Below are 16632 nucleotides of genomic sequence, written 5' to 3' on the forward strand. Positions count from 1 at the left end.
GCCATGAATTTCAAAAACCGGTTTCATATTCCTCTACCGCTGGATCAGGCATGGGCGCTAATGCTGGATGTACCGCGCATCATGCCCTGCCTGCCCGGAGCCAAACTGACTGATGTCTTGGACGGCAACAAGTACCAGGGTTCGGTTTCAGTCAAACTCGGCCCGATCAAACTTTCTTTCGATGGAACTGCGGAGCTGGTCAACACCGATGAGGAAAACCACATTGCCTATCTGCGTGGCGCCGGTCTGGACCCCAAAGGACGCGGCTCAGCCAGCTCGGACTTCAGCTTTGCGCTGACACCGTCACCAGAAGGTGGGACAGACGTGGAGGTCAGTACAGAACTGACCTTGTCAGGAGCTGTGGCCCAATATGGACGCGGCAGCGGCATGATTGCCGAAGTAGCTGGACAGATCCTGGGCCAGTTCGAGCGCAACCTTGCGCGCATGGTGCGGGGTGACGCCGCCCCTGCACAGGGGGCTGATATCCCCGCCCCCCCGAACCACCCGGGCATGACGGCCGCACCCGGCGGTACAGCTATCAACATGCCCCCAATAGCTGCCACGCCAGTTTCCACTATCGAAGCCCAGGCCATCCTCTATCAATCCCAAGCCGTGCTCGCTCAAACCCAACAGCTACAGGCCCAGATGCAACAAACCCTGCTAAGGCTGCAAGCACGTGGCCGCGAGGATGATGACGCTGCAGGCGAGCTCAATATGCTATCTATCGGGCTCAAAGCCTTCTGGTCGCAGATACGCTATCGAGTGGGAAGACTGTTCGGGCGCAAGGATCCCGCGTAAAGACCACGGAGAATCTAAGCGCCTCATACCCGGCGCTTAGATTGCCACTGCAACTACAAATCAGCCGCCTGCAGGCAGCAATTAAAACGCCCAACAAGCTCTTGATTTAAATAAGAAAACAGTTCACCAAGAAAAATCAATAAAGCAGCACACTGATTATATTTTTTCAGCAAGTCGGGAAATAACTGAGAGATTGAGCATGGACAGCACCAGGTGGAAACGAATACAAAATAAGAATCCAGCGCCTGCCTTCCCAAGTCTGGCGCTGTCTTCCCTATAATCGCCGACCTTGTTACTACTGCCCCCTTGGGGCTAATCCTGCCATCAAGCTGGGGCCTCACAAGTCACAGCTTACTGACCACACTCTTGATGTCTGGCTTAAGCATGAAGAATCACACCGAGTTAAAGCAAGAGAAAGGACCGAAATCCGGCGAGGCCGAATCCCTCGGCCCAGTAAAAGAAGAAAATGCCGAATTATTCCGGCAAAAGCTGTGGTCGCGTTCCGGCTTTCTGGTTCGACGTCTGAACCAAATCCATTACGCCATGTTCTACGAAGAATGCAAAAGCGATATCACCCCTGTCCAGCACGGGGTACTGTCCGTCCTGATGGGCTCACCCTGGCTAGACCAAACAACCATAGGCTATGAGCTTGGCCTGGACCGCACGACCTCTGCAGAAGTCATCCGCCGTCTGGAGGAGAAAGGACTGCTGGGACGACGCGTCAACCCTGATGATCGCCGCTCGCGTCAAACCTACATTACCGAGGCCGGCCTGGCCGTCATGCAAGGACTGAGCGCTGGCATGAACAAGGCACAGGAACGTCTGCTGGACCCACTGACCACCAAGCAACGTCAGGTATTCATGGATATGCTGACCCGCATTGTGGAGCACAACAATCAATATGGGCGCGCTGCCCTGAGGAATATGTAGCCTGATCGTAAATTTGAGCAAAACCCCTATCTAGCTCACTTTTATCCCAGTCTTTATTCGCCCTGCGCCCCCTCTTCCACAAAGTCGCTGCGCAAAATCCCATGCCGTTGCAGCTTGTCGTAAAAGGTTTTGCGCGGGATGCGCAGATCCTGCAAGGTCGCCTTGATATCGCCACGGTGACGCGCCAGCGCCTGACGTATCTGCTGCGACTCGAATTGCTCCATGCGGGCGGGCAGGCTCAAGTCCTCGCTGTCCAGCTCCTTGATCTCCGGATGCTGCACACCCAATACCTCACGTTGCGCAAAGTGCGCCAGCTCGCGCACATTGCCCGGCCAATGGTGTGATTGCATATAGGCCAGGCTGCGCGCATCGGGCATCTTTTGCGGCATGCCGTACTTCTTGGCAGCCAGCGCCGCAAAGTGGGCGAACAGCATGGGGATGTCCTCCTTGCGCTCTCGCAACGGTGGCAGACGCAAGGTGACCACATTGAGTCGGTAATACAAATCGGCGCGGAAATTGGCTCGCTGGGCAGGGTCGGACAAGTCCACCTTGCTGGCAGCCACCACGCGAATGTCAACCGGATGTTCTTCATTGGAACCTAAAGGAGTCACACAACGGGTTTCCAGCACACGCAGCAAGCGAACCTGCGCAATCATGGGCATGCTTTCGATTTCATCCAGAAACAGCGTGCCCTGATGTGCATGCTCCACACTGCCCACGCGTCTGCGCTGCGCGCCGGTGAAGGCCCCCGCTTCGTGACCGAACAGCTCGCTTTCAATAATGGTTTCGGGCAGGGCGCCACAGTTCAGCGCCACAAAACGGTGTTGGGCTCGGGCGCTCCAGCGGTGCAACAACATGGCCACTACTTCCTTGCCTGTGCCGGTTTCCCCTTCCACCAGCACGTCCACATCGGACTGAGCCAGATGCCGCAAAGTGCTGCGCAAATTGACCATGACCTCTGAATTACCCAATAGCGCCGGGCCTTGGCCGTCCTCGTCCAGTTCCTCGCGCAAGGCACGGTTTTGCAGAACCAGGCTACGCTGCATGGCGGCATGGCGTATCACCGTCAGCAAGCGTTCGGCCTGATAGGGTTTGGTCAGAAAATCAAAAGCGCCATCGTGCATGGCCTGCACGGCCATATCAATATCACCGTGGCCGGTAATCAGCACGACCGGCTGCTCGGGATCACGAGCATGCAAGGCTTGCATCAGCGCCAGACCATCCATGCCCGGCATGCGAATGTCCGTCACCACCACACCGGGATAATCCTTGGGCAAGCGGCTCAGGGCCTCCTGCCCGCTGGCACAGGCCACCACTTTCAGGCCCGCCAGTTCCAGACTTTGCACCACTGCGGCACGCAGATCCGCATCATCATCAACAAACGCAACTTCCATTCTTATCTCTCTCCCTGGTCCAGCTCGCTATCGGCATTGCGCAGCACGATATGGAATGTGGCTCCGCCCAGGCGCGAAGGCCCTTCTTCCAAACGGCCACCCAGGGCCGCCACAATATCGTGCGAGATCACCAACCCCAGGCCCACGCCTTGCCGGCGACTGGAGCTAAAGGGGGTAAACAGGCGCTGGCGGATTTCCGGACTCAGGCCGGGGCCGTTGTCGGAAACCACAATGCGCACATGCAACTGCTCGCTCATCACTTCAATACGAATGCGCCCCTGACGGCTCCCTTCCAGAGCATCAAGTGCATTACGCAGTAAATTCACCAGAACCTGTTCCAGGCGCACCGGCAAAGCCCATACACGCACAGATTCGTTCACGCCTTCCAGCTCCAGATCTACGCCCTGTGCCCTTGCCCGGTGTTCCAGCAACTGCCAGGCACTGTCCACGGCTGAGCGTACCCGTACCGGGCCCTCCTGCTCCTGGGGCTTGCGGGCGTAATGACACAACTGGGAGGTGATGCTGCCGATGCGTTGGGTCAATGTCTGGATACGAGACAGGTTCTGCCGGGCCGTTTCCGTCTGGCCCTGATCCAGCAAACGCAAGGTGTTGTCGGCATAGACCTCAATCGCCGCCACGGGCTGGTTGATTTCGTGAGCGACACCAGCCGTCACTTGCCCCAGAAAGGACAGTTTCTCGGCCTGCTCCAATTGCTCACGCAGATCACGCGCACGCGACCGGGCTTCTTGCAGGGCCTGCATCTCCTGTTCCAGGCGGCGACGCGCCACCTGCAACTGGGCAGTGCGGGACTCCACCGCTTCTTCAAGTGCATCACGCAGCAACTCCTGCCGCGCCTGGGCTTCTCGTCGCTGTTGACTGCGTTGCAGCGCCAAGGCCGTCAGCACCAGCGCCGCGAATAATAGTCCCATCACCGTCAGACGGGATTGAAAGGCCTGGGTCTGCAACGCGGCATCCATAGGAGCCATCGCGTGCAAAGTCCAATCACTGCCTGCGACTGGCTGCTGCACATGCAAAAAGCGCTCCTGCCCCAGTGTCCAGAAAGAGGCTCGTTCGCCGGAATCCGACATGCTCAAGCCCACTGAGTCCAAGGGCTCATTACCAAACTGCTGACTGGCCCGCAGCTTGACCAGTTGCTCGGGCCCGGCTTGATCCAGACTATGCAAACGCCAGTCCGGTTCACCGCTTAGCAGGATCACGCCATTGGGATCACTGACAAACATGCGATCGCCATAACCTTCCCATTCTTTTTCCAGCAGATCGAATACCAGCTTGATGACGACCACACCAACCGGCTTGCCATCCTGATCTTGCACCATGCGTGAAATGTATAAACCCGCCTTGCCGCTGGCAGTACCCAAGGCAAAGTATTCAGCATGCCCCTGTTCCAGGGCTTTGGTGAAGTAAGGGCGGAAACCGTAGTGATTGCCCACGAAGCTGTCGGGCTCCTGCCAGTTACTGGACACCAGCGTCTGCGAATGAATATCCAGCAGGTACAGAACAGGAGCGCCCGTATCTTCGGCCAATTGCTCGAACTTGCGATTCAAAGCCTCGGCATCACCATAGGCAGGATTGCCCATCAGGTATTGGCGCAGCGCCTCGTCCTGGGCCAGCGCAAAGGACAGGGTGCGAAATTTGTCTCGGATCGTCCTGATCCAGCCCGCATTGCCGCGCATCAATGAGTCAAGCCGCTGCTCGCTTTGTGCCAGCAAGCGAGCCGTCCCCAAATCGGCCGAGCGCCAGAAGGCAAATAGCCCCAGTACGACGGCCAAGCTCAGCAGCAGCAACCATTCGAGCCTGAAGCGCCGCCGCATGCCCGAAGAAACCGGAATGGAGTTCATGAAACCTGTGCGAAATATCGCCAAAAAATAGTAATAGCTGTGCGGATTTTCGCACACATCAGCCGCAAGCGGGAAAGTCTTCTGCCGGCAAGCCGCTTATTTACTGCTTTCCCCTTTGCGCACAGATTGGCACGGATGTTGCTTTAGTCATGAGCTTATGGGCCGGGACATGGATCCCGGCGAGCGTAAACCGCCTGCCTACACAAAATTCCAAGCAGGTCACCAGCCGACTGCCAGGTTGGCTACATCAAGTCACGGAGACGACATCATGATGGATATAAGCACAGGAGACCGTCCGGTACCGCAAAACGTCAGAATCAAGTGGTATCGGATTTTGTACGTACAGGTCATCATCGCCATCACTATCGGGATTTTGCTGGGCCATTTCTACCCCTCGCTGGGCGAGAGCATGAAACCCCTGGGCGATGCCTTCATCAAGCTGGTCAAGATGATTATTGCGCCCGTCATTTTCCTGACGGTAGCCACCGGCATTGCCGCCATGACGGATCTGCAAAAAGTAGGCCGAGTGGTGGGCAAGGCCATGATTTACTTTCTGACCTTCTCCACGCTGGCCCTGATTGTGGGTCTGGTGGTCAGCAATATCGTGCAGCCCGGTCATGGCATGAACATTGACCCCGGCACCCTGGACCCCAGCTCTATCCAGGGCTACGTGCAGCAAGCCCATGACAGCACGCTGACGGGCTTTTTGATGAACATCATCCCTGCCACCCTGATCAGCCCCTTTACCGGCGGCGACATCTTGCAGGTGCTGTTTGTGGCCGTGCTGTTTGGTATTGCCCTGGCCGCTGTGGGCGATCACGGCAAACCCGTGCTGAAACTGCTGCAAGCCTTGATGACGCCAGTTTTCAAGCTGGTAGCCATCCTGATGAAAGCCGCCCCCATCGGCGCCTTCGGTGCCATCTCTTTCACCATCGGTAAATACGGGATTGAATCCGTGTCCAGCCTGGCGCTACTGGTGGTGACTTTCTACGTCACCTCCGTGCTTTTTGTGCTGATCATTCTGGGTGCCGTGGCCCGCTACAACGGCTTTTCCATCACCAAGCTGATCCGCTACATCCGCGAAGAACTGCTGCTGGTGCTGGGTACCAGCTCCTCGGAAGCGGCTTTGCCTACCTTGATGCAGAAGATGGAACGCGCCGGGTGTGCCAAGTCGGTTGTGGGCCTGGTTGTACCTACCGGCTACTCCTTCAACCTGGACGGCACCAATATCTACATGACCATGGCGGCCCTGTTCATCGCCCAGGCTTGTGATATTCCACTGACCTTGCAGCAGCAGGTTCTGCTATTGCTGGTTGCCATGCTCAGCTCCAAAGGGGCGGCGGGTGTGACGGGTGCCGGTTTCATTACCCTGGCGGCCACCCTGTCCGTGGTGCCTTCAGTGCCTATCGCTGGCATGACCCTGATCCTGGGGATTGACCGCTTCATGTCCGAATGCCGTGCGCTGACCAATTTGGTAGGCAATGCGGTTGCCACCATTGTGGTCGCCCGCTGGGAAGGCGAACTGGATGCCGATCAACTTAACAGCGCCATGAATGGCGAGCTGCCACCACTGGATACCAGTGTCACCTTGCATCAGCGTGGTGAAATGGAGATTCCCGCTCAAGAGGCCAGCGAGCCACGTGCGACCGTTGCTGCCTGATTCGGGTACTTAAGAAGAAAGGCCGGTTTTCCATTGAAAACCGGCCTTTTTCTTGCCTGCTTGTTCCTGCGAACCTGCTCCTGCAGGCTCGTTCCGGCCATTTCGCTTTAGCTTCTTCAACCTGTCACTGACCGCCCTGAAGGGAGGAAAGATGCCGTCGATAAAACGCTCAAACGCCCGGCAAGTCACTGAGTAAGCGTCACGCGCTCCAACAGCCACTACATCGACTGCTGATAACTTGATCAATCAGGCCGAAGGAAAACGCACTATCTCGCACTCTGGAGTCCAGGCGGGATATTTATCCATGATGCTCAAGAACAAGGGGCTTGTCTGAAACTTCAACAGCCAGGCTGACAAGGCTGACCAGGGCTGGGCATCAAACCAGGCCCGATCCACCTGTGCGAATTGCCGCACAAACGGTGCAATCGCCAAATCGGCTAGACACGGGCGCCGGCCCATCAAATAGCCCTGCTCCTCAATACGTGCATTCAACCCCATCAATTGTTCGCTGGCCTGTGCCCGGTGCTGGGCCGAGAAACTGGACGCATCGGTGAAGGCGTCGTCACCCGTATGACGGTCCGGGTACTTGTAGCAATCCAGATGCTTCTTGAAAGGCCCGTCATTGGCCGCAACCAGGGCCAGCATTTGCTCGGTGCTGCCTTGCTCAGGCTGCAAATAATTCTGGGGGTCCTGAATGCCCAGGGCCCAATGCATGATATCCAGGCTCTCGTCGATGACCTTGCTATCAGGCAGGACCAACACGGGCACAGTGGCCTTGGAAGAGGCCAGGCGCAGGGCCTCGGGTTTGTCGCGCAGTACAACTTCGCGCAACTGACAAGTTACGCCGCTGGCTGCAATAGCCAACCGTGCCCGCATGGCATAGGGGCAACGGCGAAAGGAATACAAAATGGGCAGATCAGATAAGGACATGCTCAATCCCGTTAAAAAGCCGCGCCACAGGCACGGACTTAAAGCGCTGGCGCTCATGCAAAGCGCCCTTCTGTAGCAGAAGGGCGGACTATAAACGACGCAGCGCCAGAATCAAGCTAGTAGAGGTAACACAGTGGCCCGACCAGGGCTAGGCGTCCTTGCCTTGCTGAGCCAGCAGGCGTTGTTCTTCCGCCTTGCGACGGGCGGCTTCACGGCGCTCGGTCAACTCGTCCATGCTGACGCCAATGTGACGCTCTTCACGCTCGCGCGCCAAAGCCACTTGCTTTTGACGCTCGCGGAAACGCTCGATCTGCTCGGGGGAACTGTGGCCGTGGCAGTAGGGACAGCTGACACCTTCTTCGAACTGAGGCGAGGCTTTTTCCTCTTCGCTGATAGGCATGCGGCAAGCACGACAGAAGTCGTAATCACCGGGTTCCAGACCGTGACGTACCGATACGCGCTCGTCGAACACAAAGCAGTCACCATCCCACAGGCTTTCTGCCGCTGGAATCTCTTCCAGGTATTTCAGAATGCCGCCTTGCAGGTGGTAAACCTGATCAAAGCCTTGCGAACGCATGAAGGCCGTGGATTTTTCACAGCGGATACCGCCGGTACAGAACATGGCCACGCGCGGCTTGCCATGCAAAACGCCGCCTTCCTTGGACTGCTCGGCCACCCACTGCGGAAACTCGGTAAAACTTTGGGTCTTGGGGTTGATGGCGCGGTTAAAAGTGCCAATACCCACTTCGTAATCGTTACGGGTATCCACCACCACCACGTCCGGATCGCTGATCAGGGCATTCCAGTCTTCGGGAGCAACGTACTCGCCCACCATCTCGGCGGTTTTCAGATCCGGTACGCCCAGGGTAACGATCTCTTTTTTCAGCTTCACCTTGAGGCGGTAAAACGGAGCCTTGTCGGAATAGGATTCTTTATGCACCAGGCCAGAAATACGTGGATCGGAGTTCAGATATGCCAAGACGGCACGAATACCCTCCTGAGGGCCGGCAATCGTGCCGTTAATCCCTTCGCGCGCCAGCAACAGCGTGCCCTTGACCTCGTGCTGCTCGCAAAAAGCAAACAAGGGGTCGCGCATTTGGGCGAAATCGGGCAATTCCACGAACTTATATAAAGCCGCGATCAGGTAGGTAGACATAGGTAAACGAATTCTCTGGATAGAAGCGGTGGCGCAGCCCGCAGGCGGTAGGACAGCGTAGGCCATCGTACACTATACGCGACTGATACCCCTTGGGCCTTTGACGCTCGTCAAAAAAATAGGGCGGGCCGGGGATTCAACTTTAAAATCATAACGCTAAAGCCGTCAGGCCGCATCTGGCCCCGGTCCCTGTTTCACTTTGCACGAGAGCTATGGATTCCGTAACACAAGCAGTCCTCGGTGCCAGCATCTGCGGCTCCCTCCTCGGGCGGCAGTATGGCCGCAAGGCGGTCCTGTCCGGTGCCATCATCGCCACCCTGCCCGATCTGGATGTCTTCATTCAATATGGAGACCCGATTACCTCCATGGTCAGTCATCGCGGTTTCTCGCACTCTTTGTTTGTGCTGAGTGCCGCAGGCATCTTGGTCACCCTTTTGTGGCGACTGCTGTTTCCACAGGCACGTGCCTCTGCGGGGAGGCTGGGGTTGGCGGTCTGGCTGGCCCTGATTACCCACCCGCTGCTGGATGCCTTTACCAGTTACGGAACGCAATTGCTGTGGCCTTTGGCCGCTACCCCGGCAACCTGGTCCAGCATCTTCATTATTGACCCGCTCTATACCGTGCCCTTACTGATCGCCACGATCATAGGCTTGATACGTGGGCCGGTACCCGCAACGATACGGGCCTGCAACTGGGCCTTGCTCTTGAGCAGTCTGTATCTGGCGGCCTCGGTAGGTGCCAAGTTCTGGGCCGAGCAACAGGCGACCACACAGCTCAAACAAGAGCAGGTGGAAATCGCACGGGTATACTCCGCCGCCCAACCCATGAACATCCTGCTCTGGCGTGTACTGGTGCGCGACACACAGGACCGGGAATGCGAAGTCATGGTGGGCCTGCTGGACCGGCTGCGTGCACCCAAGGGGCATCAATATGAATCCCTGTGCCTGCCCGTTCATAGCGACTACACTCAGTTGTTCCCGCCTTTGAAGCAGCTGGAGCAACTACGCTGGTTTTCGGACGATTGGCTGCGCTACGACATCATCGATGACCTGCTGGTGGTCAGTGATATACGCATGAGCCTGGGCCCTGGCCAGTACAGTTTCCGCTTTGTTGTAGCCGAACGCATTGCCGACGACACCTGGTTGCCGGTGATTCCGTATCGTTGGGCCAGTGGTCACAATATTGCTTTGCTAAAGCCCGTTCTGCGTCGTATTTGGGAGCCGATTCCGCCGCTACCGCTACAAGAATGGGCCAAACGCATTGACGCCGGTGTGCCTATTCCCAGGGCAACCCCAGACTTCCAGGCCATGGATTAAGCAAAGCCCAAAACCAGTGATGGAGACGGACCTGTGCAGGGCGGGCATAGCAAACTCTTGCTAACCCGCCCGGCCGCGTGTAGTACGCACTCCTGAAACATAAGGTCCTAGCTTGATACAAAATACGAAGTGGTGAAGCTAAAAAGTTGCGTCCTGCCCGATAGGGGTTATAACGCATTGCCAACGCATCAAAAGCATCAATCACTTTCATCATGAATTTAAAAAAAATATCTGTTTTCGCCACGCTGGGCCTTTGCATCGCTATTGCGGGCTGCAACAGCGAAGAAGCGACAGAAGCACCATCTCAAGCGGTCTCGTCCGAGCAAGGCTTTATCCAGAAATACAATGCCTATGTTGAAGTCGCCAATAGCTTGCATACGCCTTTCTACCGTGCGCTTTCCGATTATCAAACCGTCTACGAGCCTGCCGTGCGCTCAGGCAAGAAACTGGATAACTATTCCGTTGTTTCACTGGTAAGCATCAAGAACACCCAGGAAAAACTGAAATCCGCCTTGGCACTGGAAGCCAACATGCCGGAAATAGATGGACCAGCAAAGCAGTTTGACGACTCCTTGACCAAGCTGGCACCTCTCAATTCCGAGTTGAACAACTATGCCGAATCAAAAGAGTTTCTGACGGATGGCGGCAAGAAGGCAGCCGACAATAACGAGGCGTTCGTCAGCGCCCTGACAGAAGTCGTACAGGCAGAGGCTGCATTTCTCCAAGGTATTCAGAAACAGGATGAGATAAACATCCAGACCTCTTTCGATAAAGCTCCCAAGGACTCAATGGAGCATTACCGTTTGGGTGCCGTGCTGTTCAGCAAGCAGGCCATGAACAAGGTCGATGCTATTTTCGAGCAGCAGGGAGCAAAAGAGAGCATTCCCCCCTTCCAGGAAAGTCTTGACCAGGCAGCCGCGATGATCAGCAACTGGGATAAAAAATTCAAGGAAGAAACGCCGCAAGGATGCCCAAGAATCATGTCGAAAATGAATGAATTCCTGGCTCAGGGCAGAAGCGTCATCCAGCATGCCTCTGAAGGCAATTACGTACCTCAGCAAGGCTCGATCAGCTGGCAGATCAATAACCCCATAAAAAATGACGCCAGCAGCTTGCAATTGAAATTCAATGCAATGATCGGGGCGCTTAACTATCCCCGTTGCTAATGCCACCCAGAGACTGAGCTTGAAGCCGTATATCTGGCGTCAGGCTCCAGTCTCAATGCAGGCAGTCATGCTGGCTCTGGCCGGCACGCTTTGTATTGAAGCGACCTACACAATCAGCACCCACGCTGCGCCTTTGGCTTAGTGCCTCCGAGGGGGCTTTTTACCGGGGGCGCCGAGCTTTGGGGCAGCACGGCGACAAAAAAAACCCTGGACGATTACGTCCAGGGTTTAAATTTACCCACTACGGTCACTACAAAATGACACCCGGCGCTCTGTCAAACCCGAGGATCACAAACAAGCCTTACTTCAGCATCCCTTCAACACGCTGGCGCAAGGCCGGGTCCTGCTGAATCGCCAGACTGATACCGTTGTAGTCCGCCAGATCCATGCCATTGGCACTGACCACGCCTACCAGGCGCTGGTCGGCTTCCTGAACAATAGCCTGACGCTCTGCATCACTTTTGGCCGCATCCAGACGCGGCTGATATTCCGAAGCAGTTTGAGCGACCTTCTTGTAGGTGCGCGCATATTGCTCCAGCTGAGAATCCGTAGGTTTAACGACCTGGGTGGCAGCAGGGGCTGCCGAGTTGGCCGGAGCCGCATTGCCCTGGGCCATCGCAAAAGGGCTGTACATGCCAAATGCGACTGCGGTAGCAGCAAGAAAAGCTTTAACTGAGGGCTGCATGGATAGAACCTCCTAAACAGAGTCAATGAACGATCATCATGACAAGAGCGGCAGCAGCTTACAAGTTTCTCAATGTAGTTTCGTGTATCTGCATGCCACCCTTCCCGTTACAGACTTCAGTCGCGCGAGTAAGGACGTCCGTTAAAGTCCACGGTTACCAAATTGCCGTCCATCTGGCCCATGCCGGGTGAATTGGCGGGCATGCCGGGCGCGGCCACCCCACGCACACTGCCATCATTCATCATGCGTTTGACGACCTTGGCAGGCACATGGCCTTCAATCAATTGCCCCGTCTCTTCAATCATCGCGGTGTGGCAGGACGCCAGGTTCTCCGGCACTCTCAAAAGCCGCTTCACGTCTTGAATCTTCACGACCTTGACCTCTTTGACCTCAAAGCCTTCATCGCGCATGTGCTGTGCCCAGCCCCCACAACAACCACAGTTAGGATCCTGGTACATCGTAATAACGGGACCCTCTGCCAACGCCATGGAACTGAAGGCCATCAGGCTGGCCGTCAACAATAAAGGTTTAATCACAATTACATTCCTGTTTTGCAGCGCCACAGCGCTCTGGTTGACACTCTCATGCTCTTGACTAAGACTAGGTGCTCGCAAAAAAGTTTAACAAAACACACTAATTCGTCCTGATCCGTCATGAGTCTTGATTCCGTCAAACAGTTTTTTAACGAACACGCTGCCGATATCCAGGTGATTGAAACCACCGAAAGCACAGCTACCGTCGTGCTGGCCGCCCAGGTCCACCAAGTTGAACCGGGGCAAATTGCCAAAACACTTAGCTTGAAAGTGGGCGATAAAGTGGTGCTGCTGGTCGCTCGGGGCGATGCCCGTCTGGACAACAAGAAGCTGCGTACTGCCTTTGGCACGCGCGTAAAAATGCTGGATCTGGAAAGTACCGAAGCCTTGACGGGCCACCCGGTAGGCGGGGTTTGTCCCTTTGGTCTGGCCACGCCACTGGAGATCTACTGTGACCTTTCCCTGCAGGGCTACGACACGGTCTTGCCTGCGGCAGGCTCTATCAATTCTGCAGTACGCATCACCCCACAACGCCTGGCCGAGCTGACCAGCGCGCAATGGATTGATGTGACCCAGCCGCCTCAAGTCCAATCCTGAACAAGCACTGTTATCGGGTCAGATTTTGACCTGCTTGCCTGTGTCTCCCAGGCACAGGCAAGCCTGCCCATGCCCGACTGGTAAACAGATGTGTAAGTTGAATACGTACATGACCAGGCGACAAAAAACACCACAAGAGCCCAAGGCATAGGGACGCGGCCACACGGTATTTTCAGCAGAGAAGCGGGCTCGTACTTGCCATATCTGGTAACGAATGCCCTTTCTATCCTGATTAGGATAAGACATCGGATTTCAAATTAACTTTGTTTATCCCAGAGGAAAAAATGCCCCACCTATTATTGCTGGAGACAGATTCAGCTTTTATAAGCCTTTTTTTGGCACTGGCGCGGCAGATGAACTTTTCCGCCATCGCTGCAAATACGCCAGAAGATGTTCTGATCCGCTATCACCAGAAAACTCCTGATGCCCTGCTGTTTGGGCCCAGTGTCAGCGCTCTGCAGGCCCAGGAGTTGAGCCGCCGCATCGGAATGGATGCGGTGGAAAGCTATACCTTGCACGCCTACAGTGGCTCGACCCAGCAAGACCAGGCGCAACTGCGTACCTTGCTGGAGCAATTAAAAGCCAAGTACCAAAACGGCAGCTGTGCTTTCCAAGCCGAGCAGCATCATGACTTCGGCGAGTTTGTAGGCTGTTCCGCCCCCATGAAAAAACTCTATGAAAAGATCAGCAAAGTGGCCAGCACCGATCTGCCCGTGCTACTGATTGGCGAGAGTGGCACCGGCAAGGAACTGGCGGCCCGGGCCATTCACCGCTGCAGCGCTCGCAAGGAACAGGCGTATGTACCCATCAACTGTTCAGCCATTTCAGAGCAGTTGATCGAAAGCGAGCTGTTCGGCCACGAAAAAGGCAGTTTTACCGGAGCCGAACGTAATCGGCAGGGCTACTTTGAACTGGCTGACCAGGGCACGCTGTTCCTGGACGAAATCACCGAAATGCCCATAGACGCCCAAACCAAGCTGCTGCGCGCATTGGAAAATGGCGAATACATGAAGGTAGGTGGCGACAAGTTGATCAAACATGATGCCCGCATCATCGCTGCGACCAATCGCCCGCCCATGCGCGCTATTGAGGACAAGAAACTGCGCGAAGATCTGTATTACCGCCTGGGGGTCTTTCCGATTCAAATCCCCCCCCTGCGTGAACGCGGCGACGATGCCGTCCTGATCGCCCAGCACTTGGTAGAACAGCTGAATCAGGAGCATCAGCAGAACCGCTCACTGAGCCTGGCCAGCATGAAGGAGATCGAGCGCTATCACTGGCCGGGCAATATACGCCAGCTACGCAATGCGGTACTGCGCAGCTATGTAATGAGCAACAGCGATCAAGTGGAAATCAATATGGAGGCCGACCCCATGGAATAAATGCTTGCCCAGTGTGGAACTGAGCAAGCTTGGCAAAAGCTTACTGGGCAACGGCAGGCTTCATGGAGTCTGCCAGCGCATGAGCATGTCGCAAGTGCTGCTGCAGCATGGGCAAAGCGTCCTGGGCAAAACCCATGACCTCCTTGTCTTTGCCGTCCTTGATGTAGTCCTCAAAGAGCTTGATGGTGTCCTCATGTGCTTTGACCGCCGCTTCGTTGGCATAGTCCGCATCAAACTGTTCACCCTCCGCGCCCTCCAGCATGGAAATCTTGCCACGCTGCATCAGGCTGGGCTCCGTGGGCAACTCCACCTTGCGTGCCTGTGCCAGCGTCTGCAGTTCCTGGGCCAGTTGCTCGTGCTCATCAATCATCATTTGCGCAAACTCGACCACGCGCTGGTTCTTGCTGCGCTCCAGAGCCAGCTTGGCGGCCGCCACCTCAAAATGACCCGATTTCGCTGCATCTCTCATAAACCCTTTATCTGGAGAAAACAGCTCAATGGCAGCAGCACTACGAACACTCAAGCCCAATACCAGGCCCGCCGCCACTGCCAAACACATCAGATGTCTTACTCGCATCGCACACCTCCAAACACATCATTACCTGAAGCCAGGACACCCTTGCTGACCCAAAGCCTGTCTACATGACCAGCAAAGCCTTGACAGTGTCCTAGCAAAGACCGTACCCGCTCCACAGGCTTAGGGTCGGGAACAGAACTTGCTATGTAGATAGCACAGAGCCCGGATCATCCAGGCACCTGTGGCCGAAGAACCATCTGTTCTTCATCACGAACAACAAGGAGACTCCACCATGAAGCTGGAAATGGTTCCGCAGCTACACATGCAGCAAACTCTCTCGCAACGACTGCAACAGTCCGCGCAAATCCTGCAGCTCTCGGCGCAGGAACTGCAGACGCTGGTACAGGACAGCCTGCAAGACAATCCACTACTGGAACCCGGCCCGGAGCCCGCGCCCCCGGCTCCCGTACGGGAGGGGCTCTCCCATCCTGTCTCCAGTGAAAGCGCCCACTTTGCCGATAACTACGACACGAGCAAGGCAATCCGCAGCCGTGACGAACAGATCCTGGACCATGTACGTTTGAGTCGCGCCAGCGAGCGTTGCAAGGCCTTATGCGCCCTGATCGTGAACGCACTGGATGACAACGGTTATCTGCGCGATCACTTTGAAAATCTGCTCCCGGCCGGCTACGAACACGTCCCCCTCGCCGAGTGGCAAGCCGCCTTGGCGCTGGTCCAGTCCCTGTCTGTTCCCGGCACAGGCGCCCACTCCTTACCCGAGGCATTGCGCTTGCAGATCCAGGCGCGTCAGTCTCTTGACCCGGTTCTGAAACAGAGACTGCTCAAGCTAGTGTCTACCGAGCTGCCCGCGCTGGCACAAGGCGAGTGGGCCCAAGTACAAAGCCGCCAGAACCTGTCGGATGCAGACTTTCATCAGGCTCTGCGCGAACTGCAAAGCCTGGACCCCAATCCTGGCCTGGCATATCTGGAGCCGATGCGCCAGGCCATTACGCCAGACGTTCATGTCTACCGTGATGGCAAGCATTGGCGCGTGCTCGCGGACCCTCGCAGCCTGCCCCGGGTTCAGGTGCATCAGGAATATGCCGCCACCTTGGAGCAGCAGGCACGCACGCAGCAAAACCGCCCTTTGCACAGCGCCCTGACGCAGGCTCATTGGCTGGCCGAAAGCCTGGCGATGCGGCGCAGTACGGTGTGCCGCGTGGCTGAATTCATCGTCCGGCACCAGATCCTGTTTTTCGAGCTGGGCGAGCAAGGCATGCAGCCCCTGCGCATCAGCGACCTGGCCAAGGAGCTGGATCTGCATCAATCCACCATATCCAGAGCGACCGCCAACAAGTACATGAGCACTCCCTTTGGCACCTTGAGCTTCAGGCACTTTTTCTCCGGCGAGCTGGAAACTGATTTCGGTGGCAGTTGCTCCACCGCCTTGGTCAAAGAACAGATACGCCGCTTGATCGCCAAGGAACCAGACCACCAGCCTTTAAGCGATGTAGAACTGCATCAGGCACTGCGCCAGGATAGTGTGGAACTGTCCAAACGAACCGTGACCAAGTACCGCCTGCAGCTGGGTATTCCCAATGCCCGCGAACGCCTGCAACGGGCACGCCTGCGAGCGGTCAGCGAGCAAACTGCGCGCCCCTTTTACTGAGCAGGTACGCAATTTGCTGATTCTCCAACGAAGATCCCTT

15 protein-coding genes are annotated in these 16632 nt (G+C 56.2%); 8 read left to right on the forward strand and 7 right to left on the reverse strand.

What is annotated here, in order from left to right; translation table 11 throughout:
* Positions 1-3: 3 nt before the first annotated feature.
* Both CPY64_RS14040 and CPY64_RS14045 read left to right on the forward strand, forming a co-directional pair.
* Complete coding sequence (locus CPY64_RS14040; RefSeq protein WP_080723792.1) at positions 4-798, forward strand: SRPBCC family protein; 795 nt, start codon at positions 4-6, stop codon at positions 796-798.
* A gap of 369 nt (positions 799-1167) precedes the next feature.
* Positions 1168-1728 (forward strand): MarR family winged helix-turn-helix transcriptional regulator, encoded by a 561-nt coding sequence (locus tag CPY64_RS14045; protein ID WP_042486265.1) that lies wholly within the window; start codon positions 1168-1170, stop codon positions 1726-1728.
* 53 nt (positions 1729-1781) lie between these two features.
* Here the strand turns inward: CPY64_RS14045 and CPY64_RS14050 are convergent, their stop codons facing one another.
* Together CPY64_RS14050 and CPY64_RS14055 are read right to left on the reverse strand one after the other, a co-directional pair.
* The gene (locus CPY64_RS14050; RefSeq protein WP_042486267.1) at positions 1782-3122 is read right to left on the reverse strand and encodes a sigma-54-dependent transcriptional regulator; all 1341 of its coding nucleotides are present in this window, start codon (positions 3120-3122) and stop codon (positions 1782-1784) included.
* Positions 3123-3124: 2 nt separating this feature from the next.
* Entirely contained in the window at positions 3125-4981 is a 1857-nt protein-coding gene (locus CPY64_RS14055) for a sensor histidine kinase (protein WP_042486835.1), read from the reverse strand.
* Positions 4982-5249: 268 nt separating this feature from the next.
* Between CPY64_RS14055 and CPY64_RS14060 the strand changes: the two genes are divergently transcribed.
* Complete coding sequence (locus tag CPY64_RS14060) at positions 5250-6641, forward strand: dicarboxylate/amino acid:cation symporter (RefSeq protein ID WP_042486271.1); 1392 nt, start codon at positions 5250-5252, stop codon at positions 6639-6641.
* Between the two features lie 246 nt (positions 6642-6887).
* Here the strand turns inward: CPY64_RS14060 and CPY64_RS14065 are convergent, their stop codons facing one another.
* Both CPY64_RS14065 and trhO read right to left on the reverse strand, forming a co-directional pair.
* Entirely contained in the window at positions 6888-7571 is a 684-nt protein-coding gene (locus CPY64_RS14065; RefSeq protein WP_042486274.1) for a glutathione S-transferase, read from the reverse strand.
* Positions 7572-7719: 148 nt separating this feature from the next.
* Positions 7720-8727 carry an oxygen-dependent tRNA uridine(34) hydroxylase TrhO gene (gene trhO, locus CPY64_RS14070; protein WP_042486277.1) on the reverse strand — a complete coding sequence of 336 codons (1008 nt, stop codon included), beginning with the start codon at positions 8725-8727 and terminating at the stop codon, positions 7720-7722.
* Positions 8728-8939: 212 nt separating this feature from the next.
* Here trhO and CPY64_RS14075 point away from each other — a divergent pair, with 212 nt between their 5' ends.
* Positions 8940-10043 (forward strand): metal-dependent hydrolase, encoded by a 1104-nt coding sequence (locus CPY64_RS14075; protein WP_042486280.1) that lies wholly within the window; start codon positions 8940-8942, stop codon positions 10041-10043.
* A gap of 212 nt (positions 10044-10255) precedes the next feature.
* Positions 10256-11209 carry a DUF3829 domain-containing protein gene (locus tag CPY64_RS14080; RefSeq protein WP_042486282.1) on the forward strand — a complete coding sequence of 318 codons (954 nt, stop codon included), beginning with the start codon at positions 10256-10258 and terminating at the stop codon, positions 11207-11209.
* 301 nt (positions 11210-11510) lie between these two features.
* Here the strand turns inward: CPY64_RS14080 and CPY64_RS14085 are convergent, their stop codons facing one another.
* Positions 11511-11894, reverse strand: coding sequence for a DUF4168 domain-containing protein (locus CPY64_RS14085; protein WP_035273462.1), 384 nt, complete (start codon positions 11892-11894; stop codon positions 11511-11513).
* 116 nt (positions 11895-12010) lie between these two features.
* Positions 12011-12430: a DUF411 domain-containing protein gene (locus CPY64_RS14090; protein ID WP_096917395.1), complete on the reverse strand. Its 420-nt coding sequence runs from the start codon at positions 12428-12430 to the stop codon at positions 12011-12013.
* A gap of 117 nt (positions 12431-12547) precedes the next feature.
* Between CPY64_RS14090 and CPY64_RS14095 the strand changes: the two genes are divergently transcribed.
* Together CPY64_RS14095 and CPY64_RS14100 are read left to right on the forward strand one after the other, a co-directional pair.
* On the forward strand, positions 12548-13024 hold the full coding sequence (locus CPY64_RS14095; RefSeq protein WP_042486285.1) for a YbaK/EbsC family protein: 477 nt from the start codon (positions 12548-12550) through the stop codon (positions 13022-13024).
* A gap of 353 nt (positions 13025-13377) precedes the next feature.
* On the forward strand, positions 13378-14406 hold the full coding sequence (locus tag CPY64_RS14100; protein ID WP_226791383.1) for a sigma-54 interaction domain-containing protein: 1029 nt from the start codon (positions 13378-13380) through the stop codon (positions 14404-14406).
* A 40-nt stretch (positions 14407-14446) separates the two neighbouring features.
* Here CPY64_RS14100 and CPY64_RS14105 read toward each other — a convergent pair whose 3' ends face one another.
* A complete protein-coding gene (locus tag CPY64_RS14105; protein WP_042486288.1) occupies positions 14447-14983 on the reverse strand; it encodes a DUF4142 domain-containing protein in 537 nt (178 codons plus the stop codon).
* A 232-nt stretch (positions 14984-15215) separates the two neighbouring features.
* Here CPY64_RS14105 and rpoN point away from each other — a divergent pair, with 232 nt between their 5' ends.
* Positions 15216-16592, forward strand: a complete 1377-nt coding sequence (gene rpoN, locus CPY64_RS14110) for an RNA polymerase factor sigma-54 (protein WP_042486291.1) — start codon at positions 15216-15218, stop codon at positions 16590-16592.
* Positions 16593-16632: the final 40 nt, after the last annotated feature.

The sequence above is a fragment of the Alcaligenes faecalis genome (genome assembly GCF_002443155.1).
Classification (GTDB): Bacteria; Pseudomonadota; Gammaproteobacteria; order Burkholderiales; family Burkholderiaceae_B; genus Alcaligenes; species Alcaligenes faecalis.

What these genes read in the sequence shown, in the direction of transcription:
- CPY64_RS14105 (WP_042486288.1), bottom strand. Translation starts at nt 14,983, where the DNA reads ATGCGAGTAAGACATCTGATGTGTTTGGCAGTGGCGGCGGGCCTGGTA.
- CPY64_RS14085 (WP_035273462.1), bottom strand. Translation starts at nt 11,894, where the DNA reads ATGCAGCCCTCAGTTAAAGCTTTTCTTGCTGCTACCGCAGTCGCATTT.
- CPY64_RS14095 (WP_042486285.1), top strand. Translation starts at nt 12,548, where the DNA reads ATGAGTCTTGATTCCGTCAAACAGTTTTTTAACGAACACGCTGCCGAT.
- CPY64_RS14065 (WP_042486274.1), bottom strand. Translation starts at nt 7,571, where the DNA reads ATGTCCTTATCTGATCTGCCCATTTTGTATTCCTTTCGCCGTTGCCCC.
- CPY64_RS14100 (WP_226791383.1), top strand. Translation starts at nt 13,378, where the DNA reads ATGAACTTTTCCGCCATCGCTGCAAATACGCCAGAAGATGTTCTGATC.
- CPY64_RS14075 (WP_042486280.1), top strand. Translation starts at nt 8,940, where the DNA reads ATGGATTCCGTAACACAAGCAGTCCTCGGTGCCAGCATCTGCGGCTCC.
- CPY64_RS14040 (WP_080723792.1), top strand. Translation starts at nt 4, where the DNA reads ATGAATTTCAAAAACCGGTTTCATATTCCTCTACCGCTGGATCAGGCA.
- CPY64_RS14060 (WP_042486271.1), top strand. Translation starts at nt 5,250, where the DNA reads ATGATGGATATAAGCACAGGAGACCGTCCGGTACCGCAAAACGTCAGA.
- trhO (WP_042486277.1), bottom strand. Translation starts at nt 8,727, where the DNA reads ATGTCTACCTACCTGATCGCGGCTTTATATAAGTTCGTGGAATTGCCC.
- CPY64_RS14050 (WP_042486267.1), bottom strand. Translation starts at nt 3,122, where the DNA reads ATGGAAGTTGCGTTTGTTGATGATGATGCGGATCTGCGTGCCGCAGTG.
- CPY64_RS14055 (WP_042486835.1), bottom strand. Translation starts at nt 4,981, where the DNA reads ATGAACTCCATTCCGGTTTCTTCGGGCATGCGGCGGCGCTTCAGGCTC.
- rpoN (WP_042486291.1), top strand. Translation starts at nt 15,216, where the DNA reads ATGAAGCTGGAAATGGTTCCGCAGCTACACATGCAGCAAACTCTCTCG.
- CPY64_RS14045 (WP_042486265.1), top strand. Translation starts at nt 1,168, where the DNA reads ATGTCTGGCTTAAGCATGAAGAATCACACCGAGTTAAAGCAAGAGAAA.
- CPY64_RS14080 (WP_042486282.1), top strand. Translation starts at nt 10,256, where the DNA reads ATGAATTTAAAAAAAATATCTGTTTTCGCCACGCTGGGCCTTTGCATC.